Origin of the sequence: Pseudomonas sp. Z3-6 (assembly GCF_051131985.1) — a bacterium.
GTDB classification, from domain to species: Bacteria; Pseudomonadota; Gammaproteobacteria; order Pseudomonadales; family Pseudomonadaceae; genus Aquipseudomonas; species Aquipseudomonas zanjanensis.
On the sequence record NZ_CP071644.1, the window covers coordinates 5684682 to 5707750 of the forward strand.

Sequence of the window (23069 nt, forward strand, 5' to 3'; positions counted from 1 at the left end):
CGTGCCCGTCCGCCGCATGGGTGTCGCGTTACAGGCCTTGTTTGAGGCTGGCGATCAGGTATTCATCGATATCGCCGTCGAGCACCTTGTCGCAATCGCTGCGTTCGATGCTGGTCCGCAGGTCCTTGATCCGCGAGGCGTCGAGCACGTACGAACGGATCTGGTGACCCCAGCCGATGTCCGACTTGGTGTCTTCCAGGGCCTGGGACGCCGCGTTGCGCTTCTGCACTTCCTGCTCGTACAGGCGGGCCCGCAGCATCTTCATCGCGGTGTCTTTGTTGGCGTGCTGGGAACGTTCGTTCTGGCAACTGACCACGGTGTTGGTCGGTACGTGGGTGATCCGTACGGCCGAGTCGGTGGTGTTGACGTGCTGGCCACCGGCTCCGGAGGAGCGGTAGGTGTCGATGCGCAGGTCCGCCGGGTTGATCTCGATTTCGATGTTGTCATCGATTTCCGGCGAAACGAACACGGCCGAGAACGAGGTGTGGCGACGGTTGCCGGAGTCGAACGGGCTCTTGCGCACCAGGCGGTGCACGCCGATCTCGGTCCGCAGCCAGCCAAAGGCGTATTCGCCCTTGATGTGCACGGTGGCGCCCTTGATCCCGGCGACTTCACCGGCCGACAGCTCCATGATGGTGGCGTCGAAACCGCGTTTGTCGGCCCAGCGCAGGTACATGCGCAGCAGGATGTTGGCCCAGTCCTGGGCTTCGGTGCCGCCGGAACCGGCCTGGATGTCCAGGTAGGCGTTGTTCATGTCCATCTCGCCGCTGAACATGCGACGGAATTCCAGCTTGGCGAGGTTCTCGTCCAGGCGGGTCAGCTCGGCGACGACATCGCCGACTGCGCCTTCGTCGTCCTCTTCGACGGCCATGTCCAGCAGGTCGCGGCAATCGGCCAGGCCGCTGGACAGCTCGTCCAGGGTCTCGACGATCTGCGCCAGCGCAGAACGCTCGCGGCCCAGCTCCTGGGCGTACGAAGGGTTGTTCCAGACATTCGGATCTTCAAGCTCGCGATTGACTTCGGTCAGGCGCTCATGCTTTTGATCGTAGTCAAAGATACCCCCGAATAGTTTCGGAGCGCTCGGACAGGTCCTTGATGGTGTTAAGGATCGGGTTGATTTCCATGGCGGGCAGCACTCGTTGGCGAACTTTTGAAAGCCGGCGAGTATAACGTAATCAAGCGCCAGCGGCAGCCCGCCTGGCGGCTTTAGGGGCAATGAGGTTCAGCGTCCGGCCCCTGTGGCGAGGGAGCTTGCTCCCGCTGGGTTGCGCAGCAGCCCCAAAACGGCCCCCTCAATCGACCTGGCACACCGAGCCAACTGGTTTCAGGGCCGCTACGCGCCCCAGCGGGAGCAAGCTCCCTCGCCACAAAGGCATCCCTGCCGACATTCAGGATGGCTTATTCGACCCCCACCCGATTACGCCCATTGTGCTTGGCCAGGTACAACCCCTTGTCCGCCGCCGAGATCAGCTGACGGCTGTCGCCCCCCTGCTGGGGAGTGAAGGTCGAGACGCCGATGCTGACGGTCAGGTTTTCGCCGCCGTCGGGCGTGGCGTGGGGGATTTTCAGGGCGACGACGCTCTGGCGCAGTTTCTCGGCCATCAGCCGGGCGCCGCCTGGCGAGGTGCCGGGCAGCACCAGGGCGAACTCCTCGCCGCCGTAGCGGGCCGGCAGGTCGGACGGCCGACTGCACGCCTCGCGGATGGCCGTGGCGACCTTGCGCAGGGCTTCGTCGCCTTCCAAGTGGCCGAAGTTGTCGTTATAGGACTTGAAGTAGTCCACGTCGATCATCAGCAGCGACAGTTGACTCTGGTCGCGCATCGCCCTGCGCCATTCCAGTTCCAGGTACTCGTCGAAGTGTCGGCGGTTGGACAGCCCGGTCAGGCCGTCGGAGTTCATCAAGCGTTGCAGCACCAGGTTGGTGTCGAGCAATTGCTGCTGGCTGACCCGCAATGCGCGATAGGCCGCGTCGCGCTGCAACAGCATCATGTAGGAACGCGAGTGATAGCGGATGCGCGCCACCAGCTCGATGTTGTCCGGCAGCTTGACCAGGTAATCGTTGGCCCCAGCGGCGAACGCCGCGCTCTTGATCAGCGGGTCTTCCTTGGTGGACAGGACAATGATCGGGATATCGCGGGTGGACGGATGGTTACGGTACTCGCGCACCAGGCTCAGGCCGTCGAGGCCGGGCATCACCAGGTCCTGGAGAATCACCGTCGGCTTGATGCGCACCGCGTGGGCGATGGCCTGGTGGGGGTCGGAGCAGAAGTGGAAGTCGATATTGTCTTCCTCCGAAAGCCCGCGCCGCACCGCCTCGCCGATCATCGCCTGGTCGTCGACGAGCAGGACCATGGCGGCGTTCTCATCGCGCTTGAATTCGTCGAGCTGCAAATCAGTCATGATGGCTTACCTGGGTACGGCCTGGGGCAAGGCTCGCGGGGTTCTTCATGGGGTCACAATCTCCAACAGCCGTGGCGCAATGGCGTCCAGGGCAAGAATATGGACGGCGGCGTCGATGGCGGCCGCCGCTTTGGGCATGCCGTACACCGCGCTGCTGCGCTGGTCCTGGGCGATGGTCACATAGCCCTGCTGGCGCATGAGTCTAAGCCCTTGCGCACCGTCGCGGCCCATGCCGGTGAGCAATACGCCCACCGCGTCGCCGCTCCAGTACTGGGCGACACTTTCAAAAAACACGTCGATGGAGGGCCGGTAGATCTCGTTCACCGGCTCGGCGGTATAGGCCAGGGTGCCGTCCTTCAACAAACGCAGGTGATGGTTGGTCCCGGCCAGCAACACCGTGCCGCTTTGCGGCGTCTCACCTTGCCGGGCCAGGCGCACCGTGTGGCCCGACACACTGCCCAGCCATTCGGCCATGCCCGCGGCGAACACTTCGTCCACATGCTGGACCAGCACGATCGCCGGGGCAAAGTCTCGCGGCAGGGCCTTGAGCAACACCTCCAGCGCCGCGGGCCCGCCGGCCGACGACCCGATGGCCACCAGGCTCTTGCGCGACACCGCCGCACGCTGGGCCGTCGGTGCGGGGCGCTCACGCTTGTTGCGCTCACCGATCAGCCAACCGATGTTGGTGATCTTGCGCAGCAGCGGCGCAGCAGCGTCCGCCGGGTTACCGACGCCCAGGGCCGGGGTATCGACCACATCCAGCGCGCCATGGCCCATGGCCTCGAACACCCGGTGGACATTCTGCTGGCTGTCTCCGGTCACAATCACGATAGCGCATGGGCTGTCGGCCATGATCCGCCGGGTAGCCTCCACGCCATCCATGATCGGCATGAACAGGTCCATCAGGATCAGGTCCGGGGTGTATTCGGCGCAACGCTGCACCGCCTCGGCACCGTTGGCGGCGACCCAGACCAGTTGGTGCGTCGGCTCGAACGCCAGGGCGCGGCGCAGGGCCTCGACCGCCAGGGGCATGTCATTGACGATGGCGATCTTCAAGCGCGTGCCCCTCCGATCAATTCGACCACGGCGTCGAGCAAGGCGTCGTCGTGGAAACTCGCCTTGGCCAGATAATAGTCGGCGCCGGCGTCGAGGCCACGGCGGCGATCTTCTTCGCGGTCCTTGTAGGACACCACCATCACTGGCAGCGATTGCAAGCGGTTGTCGCGCCGCAACAGCGACACCAGTTCGATGCCGTCCATGCGTGGCATGTCGATGTCCGTGATCAACAAATCGAAATCCTCCGAGCGCAATGCATTCCAGCCATCCATGCCATCCACCGCCACTGCTACGTCATAGCCGCGACCCCGCAACAACTTGCGTTGCAGCTCACGCACGGTCAGGGAATCGTCCACCACCAGGATCCGCTTGCGGGGTGCCTGGGCCTGGTTTTGCCGGGCGATGCGCTCCAGGCGCCCGGTATCGAGCAGCTTGTCCACCGACCGCAACAAGTCTTCAACATCGACAATCAACACCACCGAGCCATCGTCGAGCAAGGCCCCGGCGGAAATGTCCTGGACCTTGCCCAGGCGCTCGTCCAGGGGCAGGACCACCAGGGTGCGCTCGCCGACGAACCGCTCCACCGCCACGCCGTAGATCGTCTCGCGCTCGCGGATCACCACGACCTTGAGGGTCTGGCTGCCGTTCTGCGTCGACGGGCGATTGAGCAACTGGCTGGCGGCGACCAAGCCGATATGCCGGCCTTCGTGCCAGAAATGCTGGCGCCCTTCGACCTGGACGATGTCCTCCGGCGCCAGGTCGCACATGCGTTCGATGTGGGCCAGGGGGAAGGCGTACGCTTCACCGCCGACCTCCACCACCAGGCTGCGCACCACCGACAGCGTCAGCGGCACCTCGAGATGGAAGCGGCTGCCCTCGCCCGCCGTCTGTTCCAGCACCACCGCACCGCGCAACTGCCGGACCATGTGCTGGACGGCATCCAGGCCGACGCCGCGCCCGGACACTTCGGTGACTTTGTCGCGCAGGCTGAAACCGGGCAGGAACAGGAACGTCAGCAGTTCCTCTTCGCTCAGGCTGGCGGCGGTTGGCTCAGGAGAAAGGCCGCGCTCGACGATGCTGCGGCGCACCCGTTCCAGGTCCACCCCGGCGCCATCGTCCGCCAGCTCCAAGACCAGCAGGCCGGCTTGATGAGAAGCGCGCAAGCGGATCAGGCCTTCGGCGGGCTTGCCGGCCAGTACCCGTTGTTCCGGGGTTTCGATGCCGTGGTCCACGGCGTTGCGCAGCAAATGGGTCAGAGGCGCTTCGAGCTGTTCCAGCACGTCGCGGTCGACCTGGGTTTTCTCGCCTTCGATTTCCAGGCGCACGTGTTTGCCCAGGCTGCGGCCCAGGTCACGGACCATGCGTGCCTGGCCTGATAGCACATCGGCGAACGGCCGCATGCGACAGGCCAGCGCTGTGTCGTACAGCACTTGCGCCCGCTGGCTGGCCTGCCAGGCGAACTCATCCAGCTCGGCGGTTTTCTGCGCCAGCAATTGCTGGGTTTCGGCGAGCAAGCGGCGAGCATCGCCCAGGGCTTCCTGGGCTTGCAGGCTCAGGGCGTGGTCCTTGAGGTGCACGTTCAGCTCTTCAAGGGCGCGCAAGCCGGTGCCTTGCTGGCGCTTGAGCCGTTGCATCGCCGCCAGCCAAGGCTTGAGGCGCTGAGTCTCCACCAGGGACTTGCTCGACAGGTCGAGCAAGCTGTTGAGGCGTTCGGCCGTGACCCGCAAGACCCGCTCGCCGCCTTCGGTGACCCGTTTGCGCTTGGGGGCCGGCTCCGTTGCGGCGAGCGGTTCCGGCGCGGACGGCTCGACGCTGGCGGGTTCGACAGGCGTCTCGATTTTTGTCGGTACCTGCGCGGGTTGTTGTGCAGCGTTGGGATCGAGCAGGCGCCCCATCAACGCCACATAGGCGTCGATGTCCGGCGCGCCGACGTTGTTGCCCGGCGTGGCGATGCGCGTCAGCAAGTCGGTGCCTTGCAGCAAGGCGTCGATGTGCTCGGCGCCCAGCACCAGGCGCCGTTCCTGGGCGCTGACCAGGCAATCTTCCATCACGTGGGCCACGCTAACCCCGGCATCCACCCCGACAATGCGCGCCGCGCCCTTGAGGGAATGCGCCGCGCGCATGCATGACTCAAGGTACTCGGCCTGGGTCGGATCGCGCTCCAGGGCCAGCAGGCCGGTGCTCAGCACCTGGACCTGGGCCTCGGCTTCCAGGCTGAACAGTTCCAGCAGCGAGGCGTCGCGCATTTGGTCGGGGGTCATGACAGGCTCCGGGCCACGGCGGTCAGCAGCTGTTCTTCATCCAACCAGCGCAAGCTACGCCCCTTATACGGCAGCACGCCACGGGTGTACTTGCCCGCCGACGGCGAAGCGTTCGCCAGGATAAGTTCGTCGATGGCGTGGATGCCATCCACTTCATCCACCGGCACCACCACCGGCCCGCCCTTGGCCGCGACGATCAACATGCGCGGCATGACCCGTGTACCGGCCACCGCCGCCGCGCCGGGTTCCAGGTCCAGCAGCTCCACCAGCGACAGGCAGGCCACCAGCGCTCCGCGCACATTCGCCACGCCCAGCAAGGCCCGTGAGCGTTGGTGGGGCAACGAGTGAATCGGCTGCAACGGCGCCACTTCCACCAGGCTGCGCGTGGTCAGGCCCAGCCATTCCTCGCCGAGGCGGAACATCAGCAACGAGCGCGTGACCACATCGTTGTCCACCGGGGCCAGGGACAAATCCCGCTGATCCTGCGGCAAGGCATAACGGTCGAGCAGCCGAGTCGCGGCCGCCGAATACACCGAGCAATTGCGGCAATGGATATGCTCGACCAACAGCGGGCAGGATTTATCGCCATGCACACCGATGCGGTTCCAGCAATCGTCGATGGCCTGGGCATCGTCATGGGTGATGGTGTAGGAAGCCGAACCGCTCATCGTTTGTGCTCACTGTCTGCCGTGCGCCCGCTGCGGGCGGCGCGTTCCTGCAACCGACGGGCTCCGGCCGCGTCTCCCTGGGAAGCCAGCAGCGCCGCCAGATGCACCAGGGCCTCGGCGTGTTGCGGTTCAAGATAAAGCGCCTTGCGATAAAAACCCTGGGCTTGCAGCGCGCTACCGGCCATGTCGCTGAGCAGGCCCAACCAATAGAACACTTGGGCGTTCGGCGCGTGGCTGCGCAGGTATTCTTCACACGCCGCGCGGGCTTCGGCGCTTTTGCCGCCGTTGGCCAAGGCCGCGATATTGGCCAGCAAGCTCGCGGCGTCGCTGCTCTTGGGTGGGGCAATCGGTGTCACGCTCGCGGCAAACGGCCGCGGCCGAACCGCCGGCGGGATGACGCGAGGCGGTGGCTGACGAATCGGTAGCGGCGGTGGTATCAAGGCTGGCAACGGTTGGGGCTCCGACGCCCCCTGTCGACTGAAAGCGAACGATTGGGCAATCCCGATCGAGCGCATGCCCAGGCGCCCCAGCAGGCTGCCTTCGGCAGGGCCGATAAACAGCACGCCGTCCTGATGGGTCAAGCGCTTGAGCACCTCGAACACCTGCTGCTGGGTCGGCTGGTCGAAATAGATCAGCAGGTTGCGGCAGAACACAAAGTCGTAGGGGGCCTCGTTCGCCAGCAAGGCCGGATCCAGCAGGTTGCCTACTTGCAAGCGCACCTGTTCGCGCACCCGTTCGCTGAGGCGGTAGCCTTCGTCTTCGGCGTCGAAGTGCCGCTCGCGAAAACCCAGGTCGGCGCCCCGAAAGGAATTCCTGCCGTAACGCGCGTCCTTGGCCCGCGCCACCGACAGCGGGCTGACGTCCATGCCGTCCACCTTGAACTGATGGGCGCCCAAGCCGGCGTCGAGCAAGGCCATGGCAATGGAATACGGTTCCTCGCCGGTGGAGCACGGCAAACTGAGGATGCGCAGCGCACGCAGGTGCTTGATCTCCGCCAGGCGCTTGACGGCCAGCCTGGCGAGGGTCGCAAAGGACTCGGGGTAGCGGAAGAACCAGGTCTCCGGGACGATCACCGCTTCGATCAACGCCTGCTGTTCCGGGGCCGAATGCTGCAGGGCCTGCCAATACTCATCGGCGGTTCGCCCAGGCACGGCACTGATCCGTTGGCGCACGGCGCGCTCAATGATCGCGGTGCCGACGGAGGTCACATCGAGGCCGATGCGCTCCTTGAGAAAATCGAAAAACCGTTGGTCGTTGTTCATGGCGTTGCCTCGAGGTCGTCGAGGCTCAGCGGCGTAGCAGGAAACAGCAGCGCCCGAACGGATTCGTCGAGCAGGTCATTGACCCGCACCCATTGCAGCAACCCAAGGGCATCTTCGCGGACCGGTCCAAGGTACGGCGCCTGCCGATTGTCCAGGCCATAGGGTTTGAAATCGCCCGGATCACAGCGCAGGGTGTCGGTCGCCTGTTCCAGGATCAATCCCAGCACTTGCCCGGTTTGTTGTGTATCGCCTTGATAACGCACCAGCACCAGCCGCGTGCTGGTCCGGGGTTCGGCGCTCCGGCCGAACGTCAGGGCGCACAGGTCGATCACCGGCACCACGGTGCCGCGCCAGGCAAACACCCCCGCTACCCAGGATGGCGCCCGGGCGATCGGCTTGAGGGGCAGGCGCGGCAGCACTTCCACTACATCGGTGGCCTGCAGGGCGTAACGTTCGTTGCCGATGCAGAACACCAGGAACAACGTCTGGCGGGCCGTCGCTGCGACGCCACGCCGGGTCTCGAGCTCGCCCATCAGACTTTGAAACGCGAGACGCCGCTGCGCAGCCCCACGGCGACCTGGCTCAGCTCGTCGATGGCGGAGCTGGCCTGGCGCAGGGACTCCACGGTCTGGCTGCTGGCATCGCCCAGTTGCACCAGGGCGTGGTTGATCTGTTCGGCGCCAGTGGCCTGGGCCTGCATGCCTTCGTTGACCATCAATACCCGCGGCGCCAGAGCCTGGACCTGATGGATGATCTGCGACAGTTGCTCGCCGATCTGCTGCACTTCGGCCATGCCACGGCGCACTTCCTCGGAAAACTTGTCCATGCCCATCACACCGGCCGATACCGCGGATTGGATCTCGCGCACCATCTGTTCGATGTCATAAGTCGCCACGGCGGTCTGGTCGGCCAAGCGCCGTACTTCCGTGGCCACCACGGCGAAACCGCGCCCGTACTCACCAGCCTTCTCGGCCTCGATGGCGGCGTTGAGGGATAACAGGTTGGTCTGGTCGGCCACTTTGACGATGGTCACCACCACCTGGTTGATGTTGCCGGCCTTCTCGTTGAGGATCGCCAGCTTGGCGTTCACCAGGTCGGCGGCGCCCATCACCGAATGCATGGTTTCCTCCATGCGCGCCAAGCCTTGCTGGCCAGAGCCGGCGGCCACCGAGGCCTGGTCGGCGGCGGTGGAAACTTCGGTCATGGTGCGCACCAGGTCCCGGGAGGTGGCGGCGATTTCCCGGGACGTCGCGCCGATCTCGGTGGTGGTGGCGGCGGTTTCCGTGGCCGAGGCCTGCTGCTGGCGCGAGGTCGCGGCAATTTCGGTGACCGAGGTGGTGACCTGCACGGATGAGCGCTGGGCCTGGGATACCAGCGAGGTCAGTTCGGCCATCATATCGTTGAAGCCGGTTTCCACGGCACCGAATTCGTCCTTGCGCGCCAGGTTCAGTCGTCCGCTCAGGTCACCGCTGCGCATGATCTCGAGGATCTCGACGATGCGGTTCATCGGCCCCATGATCGCCCGCATCAACAGCAGGCCACAGAGTACCGCGACGATCAGCGCGACCAGGAACGACAGGCCCATGGCGACCTTGGCCGCCGTCACCGCATCGCCAATGGTCAGGGTGGCGCTTTGTGCCAGCTCGCGATTGCGCTCGATGATTTGATTCAAATGCCCGCGGCCGCCGATCCATGCAGGCGTCAGCTCTTTCTCCAGCGCCAACCGGGCGCCGTCGTAGTCCTTGCGCTGGTACAAGTCCAAGACCTTGGCCATGGCCTGGTTAAATGCCAAGTGGAAGGCCTCGAACTCGTCGAACGAGGCTTGGTCCGCCGGGTTCTGGATCAACTTTTGGTAGTTCTGTATTTCTTCGCGCAGGTGCTGCTCGAAACCCTGGTAGCGGGCCTTGTCCTCGGCGGTGATTTCCCGATTCCCGGAAAGACCGACGATTTGCTGGGTCAGGACGTAGCTGTCGACCCAGCCACCGCGGATCATCGAGCTGAAATACACCCCCGGAACCGCATCGGACCGGACCTTTTCTTCACTGTCCTGGATCTTCAGCAACCGTGAATACGAGACAACCACCATCAGCAGCATAATGGCGATGATCACCGCAAAACTCGCCAGGATGCGTTGGCGCAATGTCCAATTCTTCACAGTAAAACCTCGGGCACTTGAAAATGCTGGGGAGTATAGCCGAGGGCGGCGCGGCGTCTGTATGGCGGCGTGGGAGGATTTTGATTGAGCCGAGGCTCACCGGTACTTGAAGAAATGGAACCCGCCCCTGTGGGAGCGGGCTTGCTCGCGAAAGCGGAGTGTCAGTCAACCATGCTGCGACTGACCGGACGCCTTCGCGAGCAGGCTCGCTCCCACAGGGGATAGCGTTGGATACAAGATTGCCAGACACCACAAAACCACTGTGGGAGCGGGCTTGCTCGCGAAAACGGTATATCAGTCAAAAATACTGCCACTGACCGGACGCCTTCGCGAGCAGGCTCGCTCCCACAGGGAATAGCGTTGGATACAAGATTGCCAGACACCACAAAACCACTGTGGGAGCGAGCTTGCTCGCGATAGCGGTATATCAGTCAAAAATACTGTCACTGACCGGGCGCCATCGCGAGCAGGCTCGCTCCCACAAGGAATAGCGTTGGATACAAGATTGCCAGACACCACAAAACCACTGTGGGAGCGAGCTTGCTCGCGATAGCGGTGTATCAGTCAAAAATACTGTCTCTGACCGGGCGCCATCGCGAGCAGGCTCGCTCCCACAGGGGATAGCGTTGGATACAAGATTGCCAGACACCACAAAACCACTGTGGGAGCGAGCTTGCTCGCGATAGCGGTATATCAGTCAAAAATACTGTCACTGACCGGGCGCCATCGCGAGCAGGCTTGCTCCCACAGGGGATAGCGTTGGATACAAGATTGCCAGACACCACAAAACCACTGTGGGAGCGGGCTTGCTCGCGAAAGCGGAGTGTCAGTCAACCATGCTGCGACTGACCGGGCGCCATCGCGAGCAGGCTCGCTCCCACAAGGAATAGCGTTGATGCTGCTTTATACAGTCGCCTGGCGCACCTGTTTTTCCAGTTCCACCTTCAACCCCGGCTCCAGCTTGAGTTGGCGCGCCAGTTCATCGAGGTAGGACTTCTCCATGAAGTTTTCCTCATCTACCAGCATCACGCTGGCGATGTACATTTCCGCGGCCATTTCCGGGGTGCTGGCGGCACGGGCGACGTCGGTGGGGTCCAAGGGTTTGTTGAGTTCAGCATGCAGCCAGTGTTGCAACTCCTGGTCGTTGTCGAGCTTGGTGAACTCGCCTTCGATCAATTGCCGCTCGCGCTCGTCCACATGGCCGTCGGCCTTGGCCGCCGCCACCAGCGCCTTGAGGATCGCCTGGCTGTGCTGCTCGACCTGCGCCGGAGGCACGCGATCGAGGGTCTGCGGTTCGGTCTTCGGCGCGTTGCCCTGCTGGGCCTGCCAGTTGCCATAGGCCTTGTAGGCGATCACGCCCAAGGCCGCCAGGCCGCCATAGGCCAGGGCCTTGCCGCCGAAGTTGCGGGCTTTCTTGTTGCCCAGCAACAGGCCCATGGCCCCGGCGGCCAGTGCCCCACCACCCGCGCCGGAAAGCATCCCGCCCAGGTTGCCGGAGCCGCCGAGCAAACCGCCCAGGCCACCGGACGACTTGCCCTGTGAACCGCCAGCCTTGTTCTGCAACATTTCCTGGCCGGACTTGAGAAGCTGATCGAGCAATCCACGGGTGTTCATTTGTTGCCTCCACATTTTCGGGTCAACGTAAGGCCCCCAGCCTAGATCGAAAGTGCCCGACGCCGTTGGCGAGATTGCTTCCAGATGTTGCCTGACGCCCCCAGCGGTGCACGTTCCTTTCCTTCTAAAAAACCGATATACACTCCAGTACATCGATAAATCCGCCCACCGGTATGCGTCCATGATGACTCTGCGTCAGATCCGCCATTTCATCGCGGTGGCCGAAACCGGCTCCATCTCCGCCGCGGCGCAAACGGCGTTCATTTCCCAGTCCACCTTGACCCTGGCCATCCAGCAACTGGAGCAAGACATCGGCGTCAGCCTGTTCAACCGCCACGCCAAGGGCATGACCCTGACCCACCAGGGCCATCAATTCCTGCGCCAGGCCCACCTGATCCTGGCCACGGTCGACAACGCCAAGCGCAGCCTGCAACAAAGCACCGACCAGGTGGCTGGCCAAGTCACCATTGGCGTCACCAGCCTGGTCGCCGGTTATTACCTGGCGGACCTGCTGACCCGCTTCCAGCGCGCCTACCCCAACGTGGAGATCCGCGTGATGGAGGACGAGCGGCCGTACATCGAACATTTGCTGGTCAGCGGCGAAATCGACGTCGGGGTGCTGATCCTGTCCAACCTGGAGGACCGCCACGCCCTGCAGACCGAAGTCCTGACGCATTCGCCGCACCGTTTGTGGCTACCGGCGCAGCATCCCTTGCTGGAGCACGACAGCATCCACCTGGCCGATGTGGCCCGCGAGCCGCTGATCCAACTGAACGTCGACGAAATGGACCGCAACGCCCAACGCCTGTGGCGCGGCGCCGGCCTGCAACCCAGGGTCACCCTGCGCACCGCCTCGACCGAAGCAGTGCGCAGCCTGGTAGCGGCGGGGTTGGGCGTGTCGATCCAGCCGGACATGACCTACCGCCCCTGGTCGCTGGAAGGCGACATCATCGAAGCGCGACCGATTGCCGACCTCAACCAGACCCTCGACGTCGGCCTGGCTTGGCGCCGGGGCACGGCGCGACCGGCGTCGGTCGACCCGTTCCTGGCGGTGGCTCGGGAACAGCCTCATGGCGGACGCAAGCCATCTATTTAATCGAACGCAGCCTTGAGTATTTCGAATTTGTCGGGCTTGAGGCCGGACACTAGTCTTGCTGTATCGCCACAATCCATTGTGGGAGAACAATCCATTGTGGGAGCGAGCTTGCTCGCGATAGCGGTGCGACAGGCGACATCGATTCGACTGATACACCGCCATCGCGAGCAAGCTCGCTCCCACAGGTTCTTTGTTTCAACTGAGACCTATAAAAAATGGCTGGCACGCAAACCCCGTTGTGCACCGCGTTGCTGATCGACGGGGAACTCGTTCCCGGTGAAGGCGTTGTCGAGCCGATCCTCAACCCGGCCACCGGCGAAGTCGTGGCTCACATCGCCGAGGCCAGTACCGAGCAGGTGGAAGCCGCGATCCTCGCCGCCCACCGCGCCTTCGACGGCTGGTCGCGCACCACGCCACAGCAACGCTCGAACCTGCTGCTGGACATCGCCAGCGCCATCGAACATAACGCCGATGAGCTGGCCCGCCTCGAAGCCCTGAACTGCGGCAAGCCGCTGCACCTGGCGCGCCAGGATGACCTGAGCGCCACGGTGGATGTCTTTCGTTTCTTCGCCGGTGCCGTGCGCTGCCAAACCGGCCAGCTCAGTGGCGAATACCTGCCCGGCTATACCAGCATGGTGCGCCGCGACCCGATCGGCGTCGTGGCGTCCATCGCGCCGTGGAACTACCCGATCATGATGGCCGCCTGGAAAATCGCCCCGGCCCTGGCCGCGGGCAACACATTGGTATTCAAGCCCTCGGAGCACACGCCGTTGTCGATCCTGGCCTTGGCGCCGATGCTGGCCCGGCTCCTGCCACGGGGCGTGATCAATATCCTCTGCGGCGGTGGCGAAGGGGTGGGCAGCCATCTGGTCAGCCATCCTAAAGTGCGCATGGTTTCGCTGACGGGCGATATCGTCACCGGGCAGAAAATCCTCCAGGCGGCGGCAAAAACCCTCAAGCGCACACACCTGGAACTGGGCGGCAAGGCGCCAGTGATCGTGTGCGACGACGCCGATATCCAAGCCGTGGTCGAAGGCGTGCGCACCTACGGCTATTACAACGCCGGGCAGGATTGCACCGCGGCGTGCCGGATCTACGCCCAGGGCGGAATTCACGACCGGCTGGTGGCCGAGCTCGGCGCGGCGGTCAGCAGCCTGCGCTTTGCCGGCAAGCGCGACGCCGACAATGAGATCGGCCCGCTGATCAGCACCCGCCAGCGCGACCGCGTGGCCAGTTTTGTCGAGCGCGCCCTCGGCCAGCCGCACATCGAGCGCATCACCGGGGCGGCGGTGCATTCCGGTGCTGGCTTCTATTACCAACCCACCCTGCTGGCCGGCTGCAAGCAAAGCGATGAAATCGTCCAGCGCGAGGTGTTCGGCCCGGTCGTGACCGTGACCCGCTTCGACGAACTCAGCCAGGCGGTGGAATGGGCCAATGATTCGGAATACGGCCTGGCGTCCTCGATATGGACCCAGAACCTGGACAAGGCCATGCAGGTGGCGGCGCGGTTGCAATACGGCTGCACCTGGATCAACAGCCATTTCATGCTGGTCAGCGAAATGCCCCACGGCGGCCTGAAACGCTCCGGCTACGGTAAGGACCTGTCCAGCGATTCGCTCCAGGACTACAGCGTGGTGCGCCACATCATGGCCCGTCACGGCCAGCATCTCTAGATAACAGCTCTACTCTAATAACAGGCCAACCATGGCGTTTCATCCTGTTCGAACCCTGCCCCGACCATAATTAAAGCAAGAGGGATTTCCATGTACGCGCACAAGACCGCATTGCTCAGTGCACTCACCACGGCGCTGCTGACCAGCGTCAGCCTCCAGGCCGCCGAGCCGCTCAAGGCCGTCGGTGCCGGCGAGGGCCAACTGGATATCGTCGCCTGGCCGGGTTACATCGAACGCGGCGAAAGCGACAAGGCCTACGACTGGGTCACGGGTTTCGAGAAGGAAACCGGCTGCAAGGTCAATGTGAAAACCGCCGCCACGTCCGATGAAATGGTCAGCCTGATGACCAAGGGCGGCTACGACCTGGTCACCGCCTCGGGCGACGCCTCGTTGCGGCTGATTGCCGGCAAGCGCGTGCAGCCGATCAATACCGCGCTGATCGCCAACTGGAAAAACCTCGACCCGCGCCTGAAAAATGCGCCGTGGTACGTGGTCAACCAGCAGACCTACGGCACCCCGTACCAATGGGGTCCCAATGTGCTGATGTACAACACCGAGGTGTTCAAGCAAGCGCCCACCAGTTGGAGCGTGCTGTTCAATGCCCAGGAATTGCCCGACGGCAAGCCGAACAAAGGGCGCGTGCAAGCCTACGATGGTCCGATCTACATCGCCGACGCGGCGCTGTACCTCAAGACCGCCAAGCCTGAACTAGGCATCAAGGACCCGTACCAACTCGACGAAGCCCAGTACAAGGCCGTGCTGGAACTGCTTCGGGCCCAGCAGCCGTTGATCCACCGCTACTGGCACGACACCACGGTGCAGATGAGCGATTTCAAGAACGAAGGCGTGGTGGCGTCCGGCGCCTGGCCCTATCAGGTCAACGGCCTGATGAACGAGAAGCAACCGATCGCCTCGACCATTCCGAAAGAAGGCGCCACCGGCTGGGCCGACACGACGATGCTCCACGCCGAGGCCAAGCACCCCAACTGCGCGTACAAGTGGATGGACTGGTCGCTGCAACCGAAAGTCCAGGGTGACGTGGCCGCGTGGTTCGGTTCGTTGCCAGCGGTGCCGGCGGCGTGCAAGGGCAGCGAGCTGCTGGGCGCCGAAGGCTGCAAGACCAACGGCTTCGATCAATTCGACAAGATCGCCTTCTGGAAAACCCCACAGGCCGAGGGCGGCAAGTTCGTGCCGTACAGCCGCTGGACCCAGGATTACATTGCGATCATGGGTGGGCGTTAACCCCCAGCACATAAATGGGAGCGGCCCCTGTGGCGAGGGAGCTTGCTCCCGCTGGTGTGCGAAGCACGCCCAAAACGGACCGACGCGGTATTAGCTGACACACCGCATCGCCTGGTTTTGGGGCGGCTGCGCCACCCAGCGGGAGCAAGCTCCCTCGCCACGGGATCGCCTGCCAATCGTTGAGATTTCATACCCGCCCCGCTTTCTGGAGCCCCGCACCATGACGCTTGCAGTCCAGTTCACCCAGGTATCCCGGCAGTTCGGCGATGTAAAGGCCGTAGACCGGGTCTCCATCGACATCCAGGACGGCGAGTTCTTTTCCATGCTGGGCCCGTCCGGCTCGGGCAAGACCACCTGCCTGCGGCTGATCGCCGGGTTTGAACAACCCAGTGCCGGCTCGATCCGCATCCACGGAGAGGAAGCCACGGGGCTTGCGCCGTATCAGCGGGACGTCAACACGGTGTTCCAGGACTACGCCCTCTTCCCCCACATGAACGTGCGCGACAACGTGGCCTACGGTCTGAAAGTCAAAGGCGTCGCCAAGGCCGAGCGCATCCAGCGCGCCGACGAGGCCCTGGAGATGGTCGCCCTGGGCGGCTACGGCGAACGCAAGCCGGTGCAGCTCTCCGGCGGCCAGCGTCAACGGGTGGCCCTGGCCCGTGCGCTGGTCAATCGGCCGCGGGTACTGTTGCTCGATGAGCCCTTGGGCGCCCTGGACCTGAAGCTGCGTGAACAGATGCAGGGCGAGTTGAAGAAGTTGCAACGCCAGTTGGGCATCACCTTCATTTTCGTCACCCACGACCAGACCGAAGCGCTGTCGATGTCCGACCGCGTGGCGGTGTTCAACAAGGGCCGCATCGAACAAGTCGATACGCCACGCAACCTGTACATGAAACCGGCGACCACCTTCGTCGCCGAATTCGTCGGCACCTCCAACGTGATTCGTGGCGAATTGGCACGGGAACTGAGCGGTTATCCACAGCCGTTCTCGATCCGTCCGGAACACATGCGTTTCGCCGAGGGCCCGTTGGCCAATGGTGAGGTCGAAGTCCACGGCCTGCTGCACGACATCCAGTACCAGGGCAGCGCCACACGCTATGAGCTGAAACTTGCCAACGGCCAGACCCTGAACCTCAGCCAGGCCAACACCCAGTGGCAGGACAACGCCGCCCCGCACCAGGCTGGCCAACAGCTGAGCGTTCGCTGGGCCCGTGAGGCGATGGTCACGCTGCACGACGCCGTCAGTGGCGAGGTGTGAGATGAACACGCTGGCCATCACCCCAACGCCTGCGCCCGGTTCGCCGCTGCGGCGTTTTTCCAACCTGCTGTACCGACGGCCCAACCTGTACTTGTCGATGCTACTGGTGCCGCCATTGCTGTGGTTCGGCGCGATCTACCTTGGCTCGCTGCTGACCTTGCTGTGGCAGGGTTTCTACACCTTCGATGACTTCACCATGGCGGTCACGCCGGACCTGACCCTGGCGAACTTCACGGCGCTGTTCCAGCCGTCGAGCTTCGACATCATTTTGCGCACCCTGAGCATGGCCATTGCGGTGTCCATCGCCAGCGCCATCGTCGCGTTCCCGATCGCCTACTACATGGCGCGCTACACCCGCGGCAAGACCAAGGCATTTTTCTACATCGCGGTGATGCTGCCGATGTGGGCCAGCTACATCGTCAAGGCCTATGCCTGGACGTTGCTGCTGGCCAAGGGCGGCGTGGCGCAGTGGTTCGTCCAGCACCTGGGCCTGGGGCCGGTGCTGCAGTTCGTGCTGGGGATCCCGGGCGTGGGCGGCAGCACCTTGTCCACCTCACACCTGGGGCGTTTCCTGGTGTTCGTCTACATCTGGCTGCCGTTCATGATCCTGCCGATCCAGGCGTCCCTGGAGCGTCTGCCGCCGTCGCTGCTGCAAGCCTCGGCGGACTTGGGCGCCAGGCCGCGCCAGACGTTCATGCAAGTGATCCTGCCACTGTCGATCCCCGGCATTGCCGCCGGCTCGATCTTCACGTTCTCGCTGACCCTGGGGGACTTCATCGTGCCGCAACTGGTAGGCCCACCGGGCTACTTCGTCGGCAGCATGGTCTACGCCCAGCAAGGCGCCATCGGCAACATGCCCATGGCCGCGGCGTTCACCCTGGTACCCATCGTGCTGATCGCGATCTATCTATCCGTCGTCAAGCGACTGGGGGCATTCGATGCACTCTGACTCTCAAGACCGAGCCTCGTGGGGCTTGCGGATCGCGGCGTGGGGCGGATTGGTGTTCCTGCACTTTCCGATCCTGATCATCTTCCTCTACGCCTTCAATACTGAAGATGCGGCGTTCAGCTTTCCGCCCAAGGGCCTGACCCTGAAGTGGTTCAGCGTCGCCTTCTCGCGCCCGGACGTGCTGGAGGCGATCAAGCTGTCGTTGCAGATCGCGGCCATCGCCACGCTGATCGCCATGGTGCTTGGCACCCTGGCCTCGGCGGCGCTGTACCGCCGCGATTTCTTCGGCAAACAGGGCATTTCACTGATGCTGATCCTGCCAATTGCCTTGCCGGGGATCATCACCGGCATAGCACTGCTGGCGACCTTCAAGACCCTGGGCATCGAACCGGGGATGTTCACCATCATCGTCGGCCATGCAACCTTCTGCGTGGTGATCGTCTACAACAACGTCATCGCCCGCCTGCGCCGTACTTCCCACAGCCTGATCGAAGCCTCGATGGACCTGGGCGCCGACGGTTGGCAGACCTTTCGCTACATCATCTTGCCTAACCTGGGGTCGGCCCTGCTGGCCGGTGGGATGCTGGCGTTTGCGCTGTCGTTCGACGAGATCATTGTCACCACCTTCACCGCCGGCCACGAACGCACCCTGCCGCTGTGGCTGCTCAACCAGCTCAGCCGCCCACGCGACGTGCCGGTGACCAACGTGGTGGCGATGCTGGTGATGATGGTCACGATGCTGCCGATATTGGGCGCGTATTACCTGACCCGTGGGGGTGAGAGCGTGGCGGGGAGTGGCGGGAAGTAAATGTCACTGTGGAACCGGATCCCTTGTGGGAGCGGGCTTGCTCGCGAAGGCGGTGTGTCATCCAACATTTGCGTCGACTGACACGCCGCCTTCGCGAGCAAGCCCGCTCCCACCCAGATCAAAAGCAAGAATCAAGAGGACATGGACATGCAAACCAAACTGCTGATCAACGGCCATCTGGTGAACGGCGAAGGCCCTGGCCAGGCGGTGTTCAACCCGGCGCTGGGCCGGGTGCTGGTGGAGATCAATGAAGCCAGCGAAGCCCAGGTCGATGCCGCCGTGCGTGCCGCCGACAACGCCTTCGAAGCCTGGTCGCAAATGCCACCCAAGGACCGCTCCTTGTTGCTGCTCAAGCTGGCCGATGCCATCGAAGCCCACGGCGAGGAGCTGGCGAAGCTGGAGTCGGATAACTGCGGCAAACCCTTCAGCGCCGCGCTGAACGACGAGATCCCGGCGATTGCCGACGTGTTCCGTTTCTTTGCCGGCGCCAGTCGCTGCATGAGCGGTTCGGCGGGCGGCGAATACCTGCCCGGGCACACCTCGATGATCCGTCGCGACCCGGTGGGGGTCATCGCCTCCATCGCGCCGTGGAACTACCCGCTGATGATGGTCGCCTGGAAAATCGCCCCGGCCCTGGCCGCCGGCAATACCGTGGTGCTCAAGCCGTCGGAGCAGACCCCATTGACGGCGTTGCGCCTGGCGGAACTGGCGTCGGAGATTTTCCCCGTCGGCGTGCTTAACGTGATCTTCGGACGCGGGCAAACCGTCGGCAACCCGCTGGTCACTCACCCGAAAGTGCGCATGGTGTCGCTCACCGGCTCCATCGCCACCGGCTCGAACATCATTTCCAGCACGTCCGACAGCGTCAAGCGCATGCACATGGAACTGGGCGGTAAAGCCCCGGTGATCATCTTCGACGACGCCGACATTGACGCGGCCGTGGAAGGCATCCGCACCTTCGGTTTCTACAACGCCGGCCAGGACTGCACCGCCGCCTGCCGCATCTATGCCCAGCAAGGTATCTACGACCGGTTCGTCGAGAAACTCGGCGCCGCGGTAGGCAGCATCAAATACGGCCTGCAAACCGCACCAGACACCGAGATGGGCCCACTGATCACCGCCCAGCACCGCGACCGTGTGGCCGGCTTCGTCGAGCGGGCCATCGCCCAGCCGCATATCCGCCTGATCACCGGTGGCAAGGCCGTGGACGGCAACGGGTTCTTCTTCGAACCGACGGTGCTGGCCGACGCCCAGCAGGATGACGAAATTGTCCGCCGGGAAGTCTTCGGGCCGGTGGTGTCCGTCACTCCGTTCCTCGACGAAGCGCAAGTGCTGGCCTGGGCCAACGATTCGGACTACGGCCTGGCCTCATCGGTATGGACCGCCGACATCGGCCGTGCCCATCGCCTGTCGGCACGCCTGCAATACGGCTGCACCTGGGTGAACACTCACTTCATGCTCGTCAGCGAAATGCCCCATGGCGGTCAGAAACGTTCCGGCTATGGCAAGGACATGTCCATGTATGGACTGGAGGATTACACGGTGGTGCGGCATGTGATGTTCAAGCATTGAGCCAATGCTAATTGCGATTACACCACGACCAAGGGGACGATATTGGTCGTGGTGAAGCGCACCTCACGATGGCACCACCAACTGCACCGAAGGAAAATAACTTCGGTAACGCTTCGCATCACGTGTAAGCAAAGGAAGACGCTTGACAGCTGCATGGGCACCGATGAAAAAGTCGGCGAGCACATTATTTTTGCCACCGCCCACCTTTCGATAACGCACAAAAGCCTTCCCTGCCAAAAACAACGCTGGACGAGGTACCTCCTGCATTAGCAGCCCCATCTCTTCGACAACCTCATCCAACGCTTCGAAGGTAGAAAATGTCTGGGACAGTTCAGCATAAATAACTGGATTGATTACCAAATTGTGAATTTTGGATTGGGCACGCATCTGCTCGATGGACCAATCAGCCCAAACCGGATCATCTTCCAGCACATCGATCAAGACGTTGGTATCGACCAATATCATCAGTCTTCACCACGCAACAGGGCCATTAGATCGTCTGTGCGCCATTTGATATCCGCCCTGCCACGGACAGCTTCAAAGCGATCACCGATAGCTGCCTCGGCTGTTCCGGGCTTACCTGCATGCAGCACTACCTCGCCCTGTGCATTGATGCTGAACTCTACCGCACAGCCAGGAATCAAGTGCAGCGCGTCGCGAATGGGTTTGGGAATGGTGACTTGTCCTTTGCTGGTCATAGTCGTCGGCATTGTATTCTCCTCAAAGTATTACCTCGCATAGAAAAGTAATACTTCACGCTCAGGCCTGCAACCGCCGCTGACGGTAGGCCGATGTGCTTGGCCTCGTTTGAAAATTCCCACTCGTTGGTAGGAAAATTGCGAGGCCATTTAAAGGCTGCAGGGTCTCTGGTCAAAACCGCGAAACACTGCGCATCGCATCCACCAGGTAACGCATGGCGATGCGGTCGTTTTCCGACAACTCCCGATAACGCTCGACCAATCTCATTTCTTCCAGGCTGAGCCGGCGTGTCCTGCGCGGGTGGGTCAGCCCTGGAAAGATCCCCAGCATTTCGGTGATGCCCTGTATTTTTGTCATGAATTTGTCCTTCTGTACGTCGAGGTTGACCTGATAGCGCCGTCTGAAACCCGGGTTGGATCGTCTGTCACGCTAAAGAATAGGGAGGATTCAAAGCGTGAAAAGGGAGTTTTAGAGTAATTAGTCAAAAAAACAGGGAATCGGCATAAAAAAAGAAATAACTGTAAGAAAATTTAACCATGCCACGCTTTCCTATCTCTCCAAGCCTGTATTTCCCCTATGATTTTGCGCCTCGGTGAACCGATCCAGCTCTCAGGCATCTGTTCTAACGTTCGTCGCGTTTGGCCAAAGGCATGTCCGAACTCCTTTATCAGTCGCTGTGGCCAGGATCGGCTCGGGGCTGTTTCGAGAAAGGTTGTATTTATGCACCGCAGGAATCTGCTCAAGGCCTCCATGGCCTTCGCCGCCTACACCGGGCTATCGGCCTCCGGGCTCATGGCCGCACGCGCCTGGGCCGCCGAACAGACCGCCGACGGCGAAGCCCGTCCCTTCGACTTCAACGGTTTGAAGGAACAGGCCAAGCGGCTGGCCGAGAGCCGCTACGTCGACACCAAGCAAGTCCTGCCACCGACCCTGGCCCAGATGTCGCCGCTGCAGTTCAACGCCATCCAGTACGACGTCAACCATTCGTTATGGAATGATCTGGACGGGCGGCAACTGGATGCACAGTTTTTCCACGTCGGCATGGGCTTCAAGCAGCCGGTGCGCATGTACAGCGTCGATCCGAAGACACGTATGGCCCGTGAGGTGCACTTCCGTCCGGAGCTGTTCAACTATGAGAAAACCACGGTCAACACCTCGCAATTGACGGGTGACCTGGGCTTCGCCGGCTTTCGCGTCTTCAAGGCGCCGGAGCTGGATCGGCACGACATCGTTTCGTTCCTGGGCGCGAGCTATTTCCGCGCGGTGGACGCCAGTGGCCAGTACGGGCTGTCGGCCCGCGGCCTGGCCATCGACACCTACGCCAAGAAGCGCGAGGAATTCCCGGACTTCACTAAATTCTGGTTCGAAACCCCGGACAAGAACAGCACCCGCTTCGTGGTCTACGCCCTGCTCGACTCCCCCAGTGCTACCGGTGCCTATCGGTTCGACATCGATTGCCAGCCGACCCAGGTGGTGATGGAGATCGACGCGCACGTCAACGCCCGTACCGCCATCGAGCAACTGGGCATCGCCCCCATGACCAGCATGTTCAGTTGCGGCACCGTCGAGCGGCGCATGTGCGACACCATTCACCCGCAAATCCACGACTCCGACCGTCTGGCCATGTGGCGCGGCAACGGCGAGTGGGTCTGTCGTCCGTTGAACAACCCCGCCACCCTGCAATTCAATGCGTTCGCCGACAAGAACCCAAAAGGCTTCGGCCTGGTGCAGACCGATCACGACTTTGCCAGCTACCAGGACACCGTGGACTGGTACAGCAAGCGTCCGAGCCTGTGGGTCGAACCGACGACGGCCTGGGGCGAAGGCTCGGTCGACCTGCTGGAGATTCCGACTACCGGCGAAACCCTGGACAACATCGTCGCGTTCTGGACGCCGAAAAAACCGGTGGCCGCCGGTGACTCGCTGAACTATGGCTACAAGCTCTACTGGAGCGCCCTGCCGCCGGTCAGCACCGACCTGGCCCATGTCGACGCCACCCGTTCAGGCATGGGCGGCTTCATCGAAGGTTGGGCACCGGGCGAGCATTACCCGACCGTCTGGGCACGCCGTTTCGCCGTGGACTTCAGCGGCGGTGGCCTCGACCAACTGCCGCCGGGCACCGGCATCGAACCGGTGGTGACCTGCTCCCACGGCGAAGTGAAGGACTTCAACGTGTTGGTGCTGGATGCGATCAAGGGCTATCGCATCACCTTCGATTGGTACCCGACCGACGACCGTGTGGACCCGGTACAGATGCGCCTGTTCATTCGCAGCAAGGACCGGACCTTGAGCGAGACCTGGTTGTACCAGTACTTCCCGCCGGCGCCGGATAAGCGTAAGTATCCCTGAGCCTTTC

The 23069-nt window shown here is 62.8% G+C and carries 20 protein-coding genes; 8 read left to right on the forward strand and 12 right to left on the reverse strand.

Annotated features, from left to right (window positions below):
- Window positions 1-28 precede the first annotated feature (28 nt).
- The 9 genes from prfB to J3P88_RS24800 all read right to left on the reverse strand — a co-directional run bounded on the left by prfB (window position 29) and on the right by J3P88_RS24800 (window position 11416).
- Window positions 29-1124 (reverse strand): peptide chain release factor 2 gene (gene prfB / locus J3P88_RS24760; protein WP_411386587.1). Its coding sequence is split into 2 segments (ribosomal slippage): window positions 29-1051 and window positions 1053-1124, totalling 1095 coding nucleotides; the frame shifts between segments, so codons are not numbered across the junction.
- 274 nt (window positions 1125-1398) lie between these two features.
- The gene (locus J3P88_RS24765; RefSeq protein ID WP_434572135.1) at window positions 1399-2400 is read right to left on the reverse strand and encodes a diguanylate cyclase; all 1002 of its coding nucleotides are present in this window, start codon (window positions 2398-2400) and stop codon (window positions 1399-1401) included.
- A gap of 45 nt (window positions 2401-2445) precedes the next feature.
- On the reverse strand, window positions 2446-3456 hold the full coding sequence (locus tag J3P88_RS24770) for a chemotaxis response regulator protein-glutamate methylesterase (protein ID WP_434572136.1): 1011 nt from the start codon (window positions 3454-3456) through the stop codon (window positions 2446-2448).
- A complete protein-coding gene (locus J3P88_RS24775; RefSeq protein ID WP_434572138.1) occupies window positions 3453-5717 on the reverse strand; it encodes a hybrid sensor histidine kinase/response regulator in 2265 nt (754 codons plus the stop codon). Before J3P88_RS24775 ends, J3P88_RS24770 begins: the two co-directional genes overlap by 4 nt.
- Window positions 5714-6385 carry a chemotaxis protein CheW gene (locus tag J3P88_RS24780; protein ID WP_434572139.1) on the reverse strand — a complete coding sequence of 224 codons (672 nt, stop codon included), beginning with the start codon at window positions 6383-6385 and terminating at the stop codon, window positions 5714-5716. The genes J3P88_RS24775 and J3P88_RS24780 overlap by 4 nt, the downstream gene beginning before the upstream one ends.
- The gene (locus J3P88_RS24785; RefSeq protein ID WP_434572141.1) at window positions 6382-7647 is read right to left on the reverse strand and encodes a CheR family methyltransferase; all 1266 of its coding nucleotides are present in this window, start codon (window positions 7645-7647) and stop codon (window positions 6382-6384) included. The genes J3P88_RS24780 and J3P88_RS24785 overlap by 4 nt, the downstream gene beginning before the upstream one ends.
- Window positions 7644-8180 carry a chemotaxis protein CheW gene (locus tag J3P88_RS24790; protein WP_434572142.1) on the reverse strand — a complete coding sequence of 179 codons (537 nt, stop codon included), beginning with the start codon at window positions 8178-8180 and terminating at the stop codon, window positions 7644-7646. The genes J3P88_RS24785 and J3P88_RS24790 overlap by 4 nt, the downstream gene beginning before the upstream one ends.
- Complete coding sequence (locus tag J3P88_RS24795; RefSeq protein WP_434572144.1) at window positions 8180-9802, reverse strand: methyl-accepting chemotaxis protein; 1623 nt, start codon at window positions 9800-9802, stop codon at window positions 8180-8182. Before J3P88_RS24795 ends, J3P88_RS24790 begins: the two co-directional genes overlap by 1 nt.
- 903 nt (window positions 9803-10705) lie before the next feature.
- A complete protein-coding gene (locus tag J3P88_RS24800; protein WP_186705458.1) occupies window positions 10706-11416 on the reverse strand; it encodes a tellurite resistance TerB family protein in 711 nt (236 codons plus the stop codon).
- 181 nt (window positions 11417-11597) lie between these two features.
- Here J3P88_RS24800 and J3P88_RS24805 point away from each other — a divergent pair, with 181 nt between their 5' ends.
- The 7 genes from J3P88_RS24805 (at window position 11598) to J3P88_RS24835 (ending at window position 20014) form a co-directional block, all read left to right on the forward strand.
- Window positions 11598-12512 (forward strand): LysR family transcriptional regulator, encoded by a 915-nt coding sequence (locus J3P88_RS24805; RefSeq protein ID WP_186705457.1) that lies wholly within the window; start codon window positions 11598-11600, stop codon window positions 12510-12512.
- 215 nt (window positions 12513-12727) lie between these two features.
- Entirely contained in the window at window positions 12728-14185 is a 1458-nt protein-coding gene (locus J3P88_RS24810) for a gamma-aminobutyraldehyde dehydrogenase (RefSeq protein ID WP_434572147.1), read from the forward strand.
- A 90-nt stretch (window positions 14186-14275) separates the two neighbouring features.
- Window positions 14276-15427 (forward strand): putative ABC transporter substrate-binding protein YdcS, encoded by a 1152-nt coding sequence (gene ydcS, locus J3P88_RS24815; RefSeq protein WP_434572149.1) that lies wholly within the window; start codon window positions 14276-14278, stop codon window positions 15425-15427.
- A gap of 220 nt (window positions 15428-15647) precedes the next feature.
- Window positions 15648-16685: an ABC transporter ATP-binding protein gene (locus tag J3P88_RS24820; RefSeq protein WP_434572151.1), complete on the forward strand. Its 1038-nt coding sequence runs from the start codon at window positions 15648-15650 to the stop codon at window positions 16683-16685.
- A gap of 1 nt (window position 16686) precedes the next feature.
- Window positions 16687-17634 carry an ABC transporter permease gene (locus J3P88_RS24825; protein WP_434572153.1) on the forward strand — a complete coding sequence of 316 codons (948 nt, stop codon included), beginning with the start codon at window positions 16687-16689 and terminating at the stop codon, window positions 17632-17634.
- Entirely contained in the window at window positions 17624-18442 is an 819-nt protein-coding gene (locus tag J3P88_RS24830) for an ABC transporter permease (RefSeq protein WP_025212060.1), read from the forward strand. The genes J3P88_RS24825 and J3P88_RS24830 overlap by 11 nt, the downstream gene beginning before the upstream one ends.
- A 147-nt stretch (window positions 18443-18589) precedes the next feature.
- Window positions 18590-20014 (forward strand): gamma-aminobutyraldehyde dehydrogenase, encoded by a 1425-nt coding sequence (locus J3P88_RS24835; protein ID WP_434572156.1) that lies wholly within the window; start codon window positions 18590-18592, stop codon window positions 20012-20014.
- A gap of 63 nt (window positions 20015-20077) precedes the next feature.
- Here the strand turns inward: J3P88_RS24835 and J3P88_RS24840 are convergent, their stop codons facing one another.
- From J3P88_RS24840 to J3P88_RS24850, 3 genes are all read right to left on the reverse strand, one after another.
- Window positions 20078-20479, reverse strand: a complete 402-nt coding sequence (locus J3P88_RS24840) for a type II toxin-antitoxin system VapC family toxin (RefSeq protein ID WP_434572158.1) — start codon at window positions 20477-20479, stop codon at window positions 20078-20080.
- On the reverse strand, window positions 20479-20724 hold the full coding sequence (locus J3P88_RS24845; RefSeq protein WP_186705449.1) for a type II toxin-antitoxin system PrlF family antitoxin: 246 nt from the start codon (window positions 20722-20724) through the stop codon (window positions 20479-20481). Before J3P88_RS24845 ends, J3P88_RS24840 begins: the two co-directional genes overlap by 1 nt.
- 160 nt (window positions 20725-20884) lie before the next feature.
- Window positions 20885-21070, reverse strand: coding sequence for a hypothetical protein (locus tag J3P88_RS24850; RefSeq protein ID WP_186705448.1), 186 nt, complete (start codon window positions 21068-21070; stop codon window positions 20885-20887).
- Window positions 21071-21433: 363 nt separating this feature from the next.
- Between J3P88_RS24850 and J3P88_RS24855 the strand changes: the two genes are divergently transcribed.
- Complete coding sequence (locus tag J3P88_RS24855) at window positions 21434-23062, forward strand: glucan biosynthesis protein D (protein ID WP_434572160.1); 1629 nt, start codon at window positions 21434-21436, stop codon at window positions 23060-23062.
- Window positions 23063-23069: the final 7 nt, after the last annotated feature.

Bases quoted from the DNA above. Each gene is read 5' to 3' on its own strand.
- J3P88_RS24765 (WP_434572135.1), bottom strand. From the start codon at position 2,400: ATGACTGATTTGCAGCTCGACGAATTCAAGCGCGATGAGAACGCCGCC.
- J3P88_RS24775 (WP_434572138.1), bottom strand. From the start codon at position 5,717: ATGACCCCCGACCAAATGCGCGACGCCTCGCTGCTGGAACTGTTCAGC.
- J3P88_RS24780 (WP_434572139.1), bottom strand. From the start codon at position 6,385: ATGAGCGGTTCGGCTTCCTACACCATCACCCATGACGATGCCCAGGCC.
- J3P88_RS24785 (WP_434572141.1), bottom strand. From the start codon at position 7,647: ATGAACAACGACCAACGGTTTTTCGATTTTCTCAAGGAGCGCATCGGC.
- J3P88_RS24790 (WP_434572142.1), bottom strand. From the start codon at position 8,180: ATGGGCGAGCTCGAGACCCGGCGTGGCGTCGCAGCGACGGCCCGCCAG.
- J3P88_RS24800 (WP_186705458.1), bottom strand. From the start codon at position 11,416: ATGAACACCCGTGGATTGCTCGATCAGCTTCTCAAGTCCGGCCAGGAA.
- J3P88_RS24805 (WP_186705457.1), top strand. From the start codon at position 11,598: ATGATGACTCTGCGTCAGATCCGCCATTTCATCGCGGTGGCCGAAACC.
- J3P88_RS24810 (WP_434572147.1), top strand. From the start codon at position 12,728: ATGGCTGGCACGCAAACCCCGTTGTGCACCGCGTTGCTGATCGACGGG.
- ydcS (WP_434572149.1), top strand. From the start codon at position 14,276: ATGTACGCGCACAAGACCGCATTGCTCAGTGCACTCACCACGGCGCTG.
- J3P88_RS24820 (WP_434572151.1), top strand. From the start codon at position 15,648: ATGACGCTTGCAGTCCAGTTCACCCAGGTATCCCGGCAGTTCGGCGAT.
- J3P88_RS24825 (WP_434572153.1), top strand. From the start codon at position 16,687: ATGAACACGCTGGCCATCACCCCAACGCCTGCGCCCGGTTCGCCGCTG.
- J3P88_RS24830 (WP_025212060.1), top strand. From the start codon at position 17,624: ATGCACTCTGACTCTCAAGACCGAGCCTCGTGGGGCTTGCGGATCGCG.
- J3P88_RS24835 (WP_434572156.1), top strand. From the start codon at position 18,590: ATGCAAACCAAACTGCTGATCAACGGCCATCTGGTGAACGGCGAAGGC.
- J3P88_RS24840 (WP_434572158.1), bottom strand. From the start codon at position 20,479: ATGATATTGGTCGATACCAACGTCTTGATCGATGTGCTGGAAGATGAT.
- J3P88_RS24845 (WP_186705449.1), bottom strand. From the start codon at position 20,724: ATGCCGACGACTATGACCAGCAAAGGACAAGTCACCATTCCCAAACCC.
- J3P88_RS24850 (WP_186705448.1), bottom strand. From the start codon at position 21,070: ATGACAAAAATACAGGGCATCACCGAAATGCTGGGGATCTTTCCAGGG.
- J3P88_RS24855 (WP_434572160.1), top strand. From the start codon at position 21,434: ATGCACCGCAGGAATCTGCTCAAGGCCTCCATGGCCTTCGCCGCCTAC.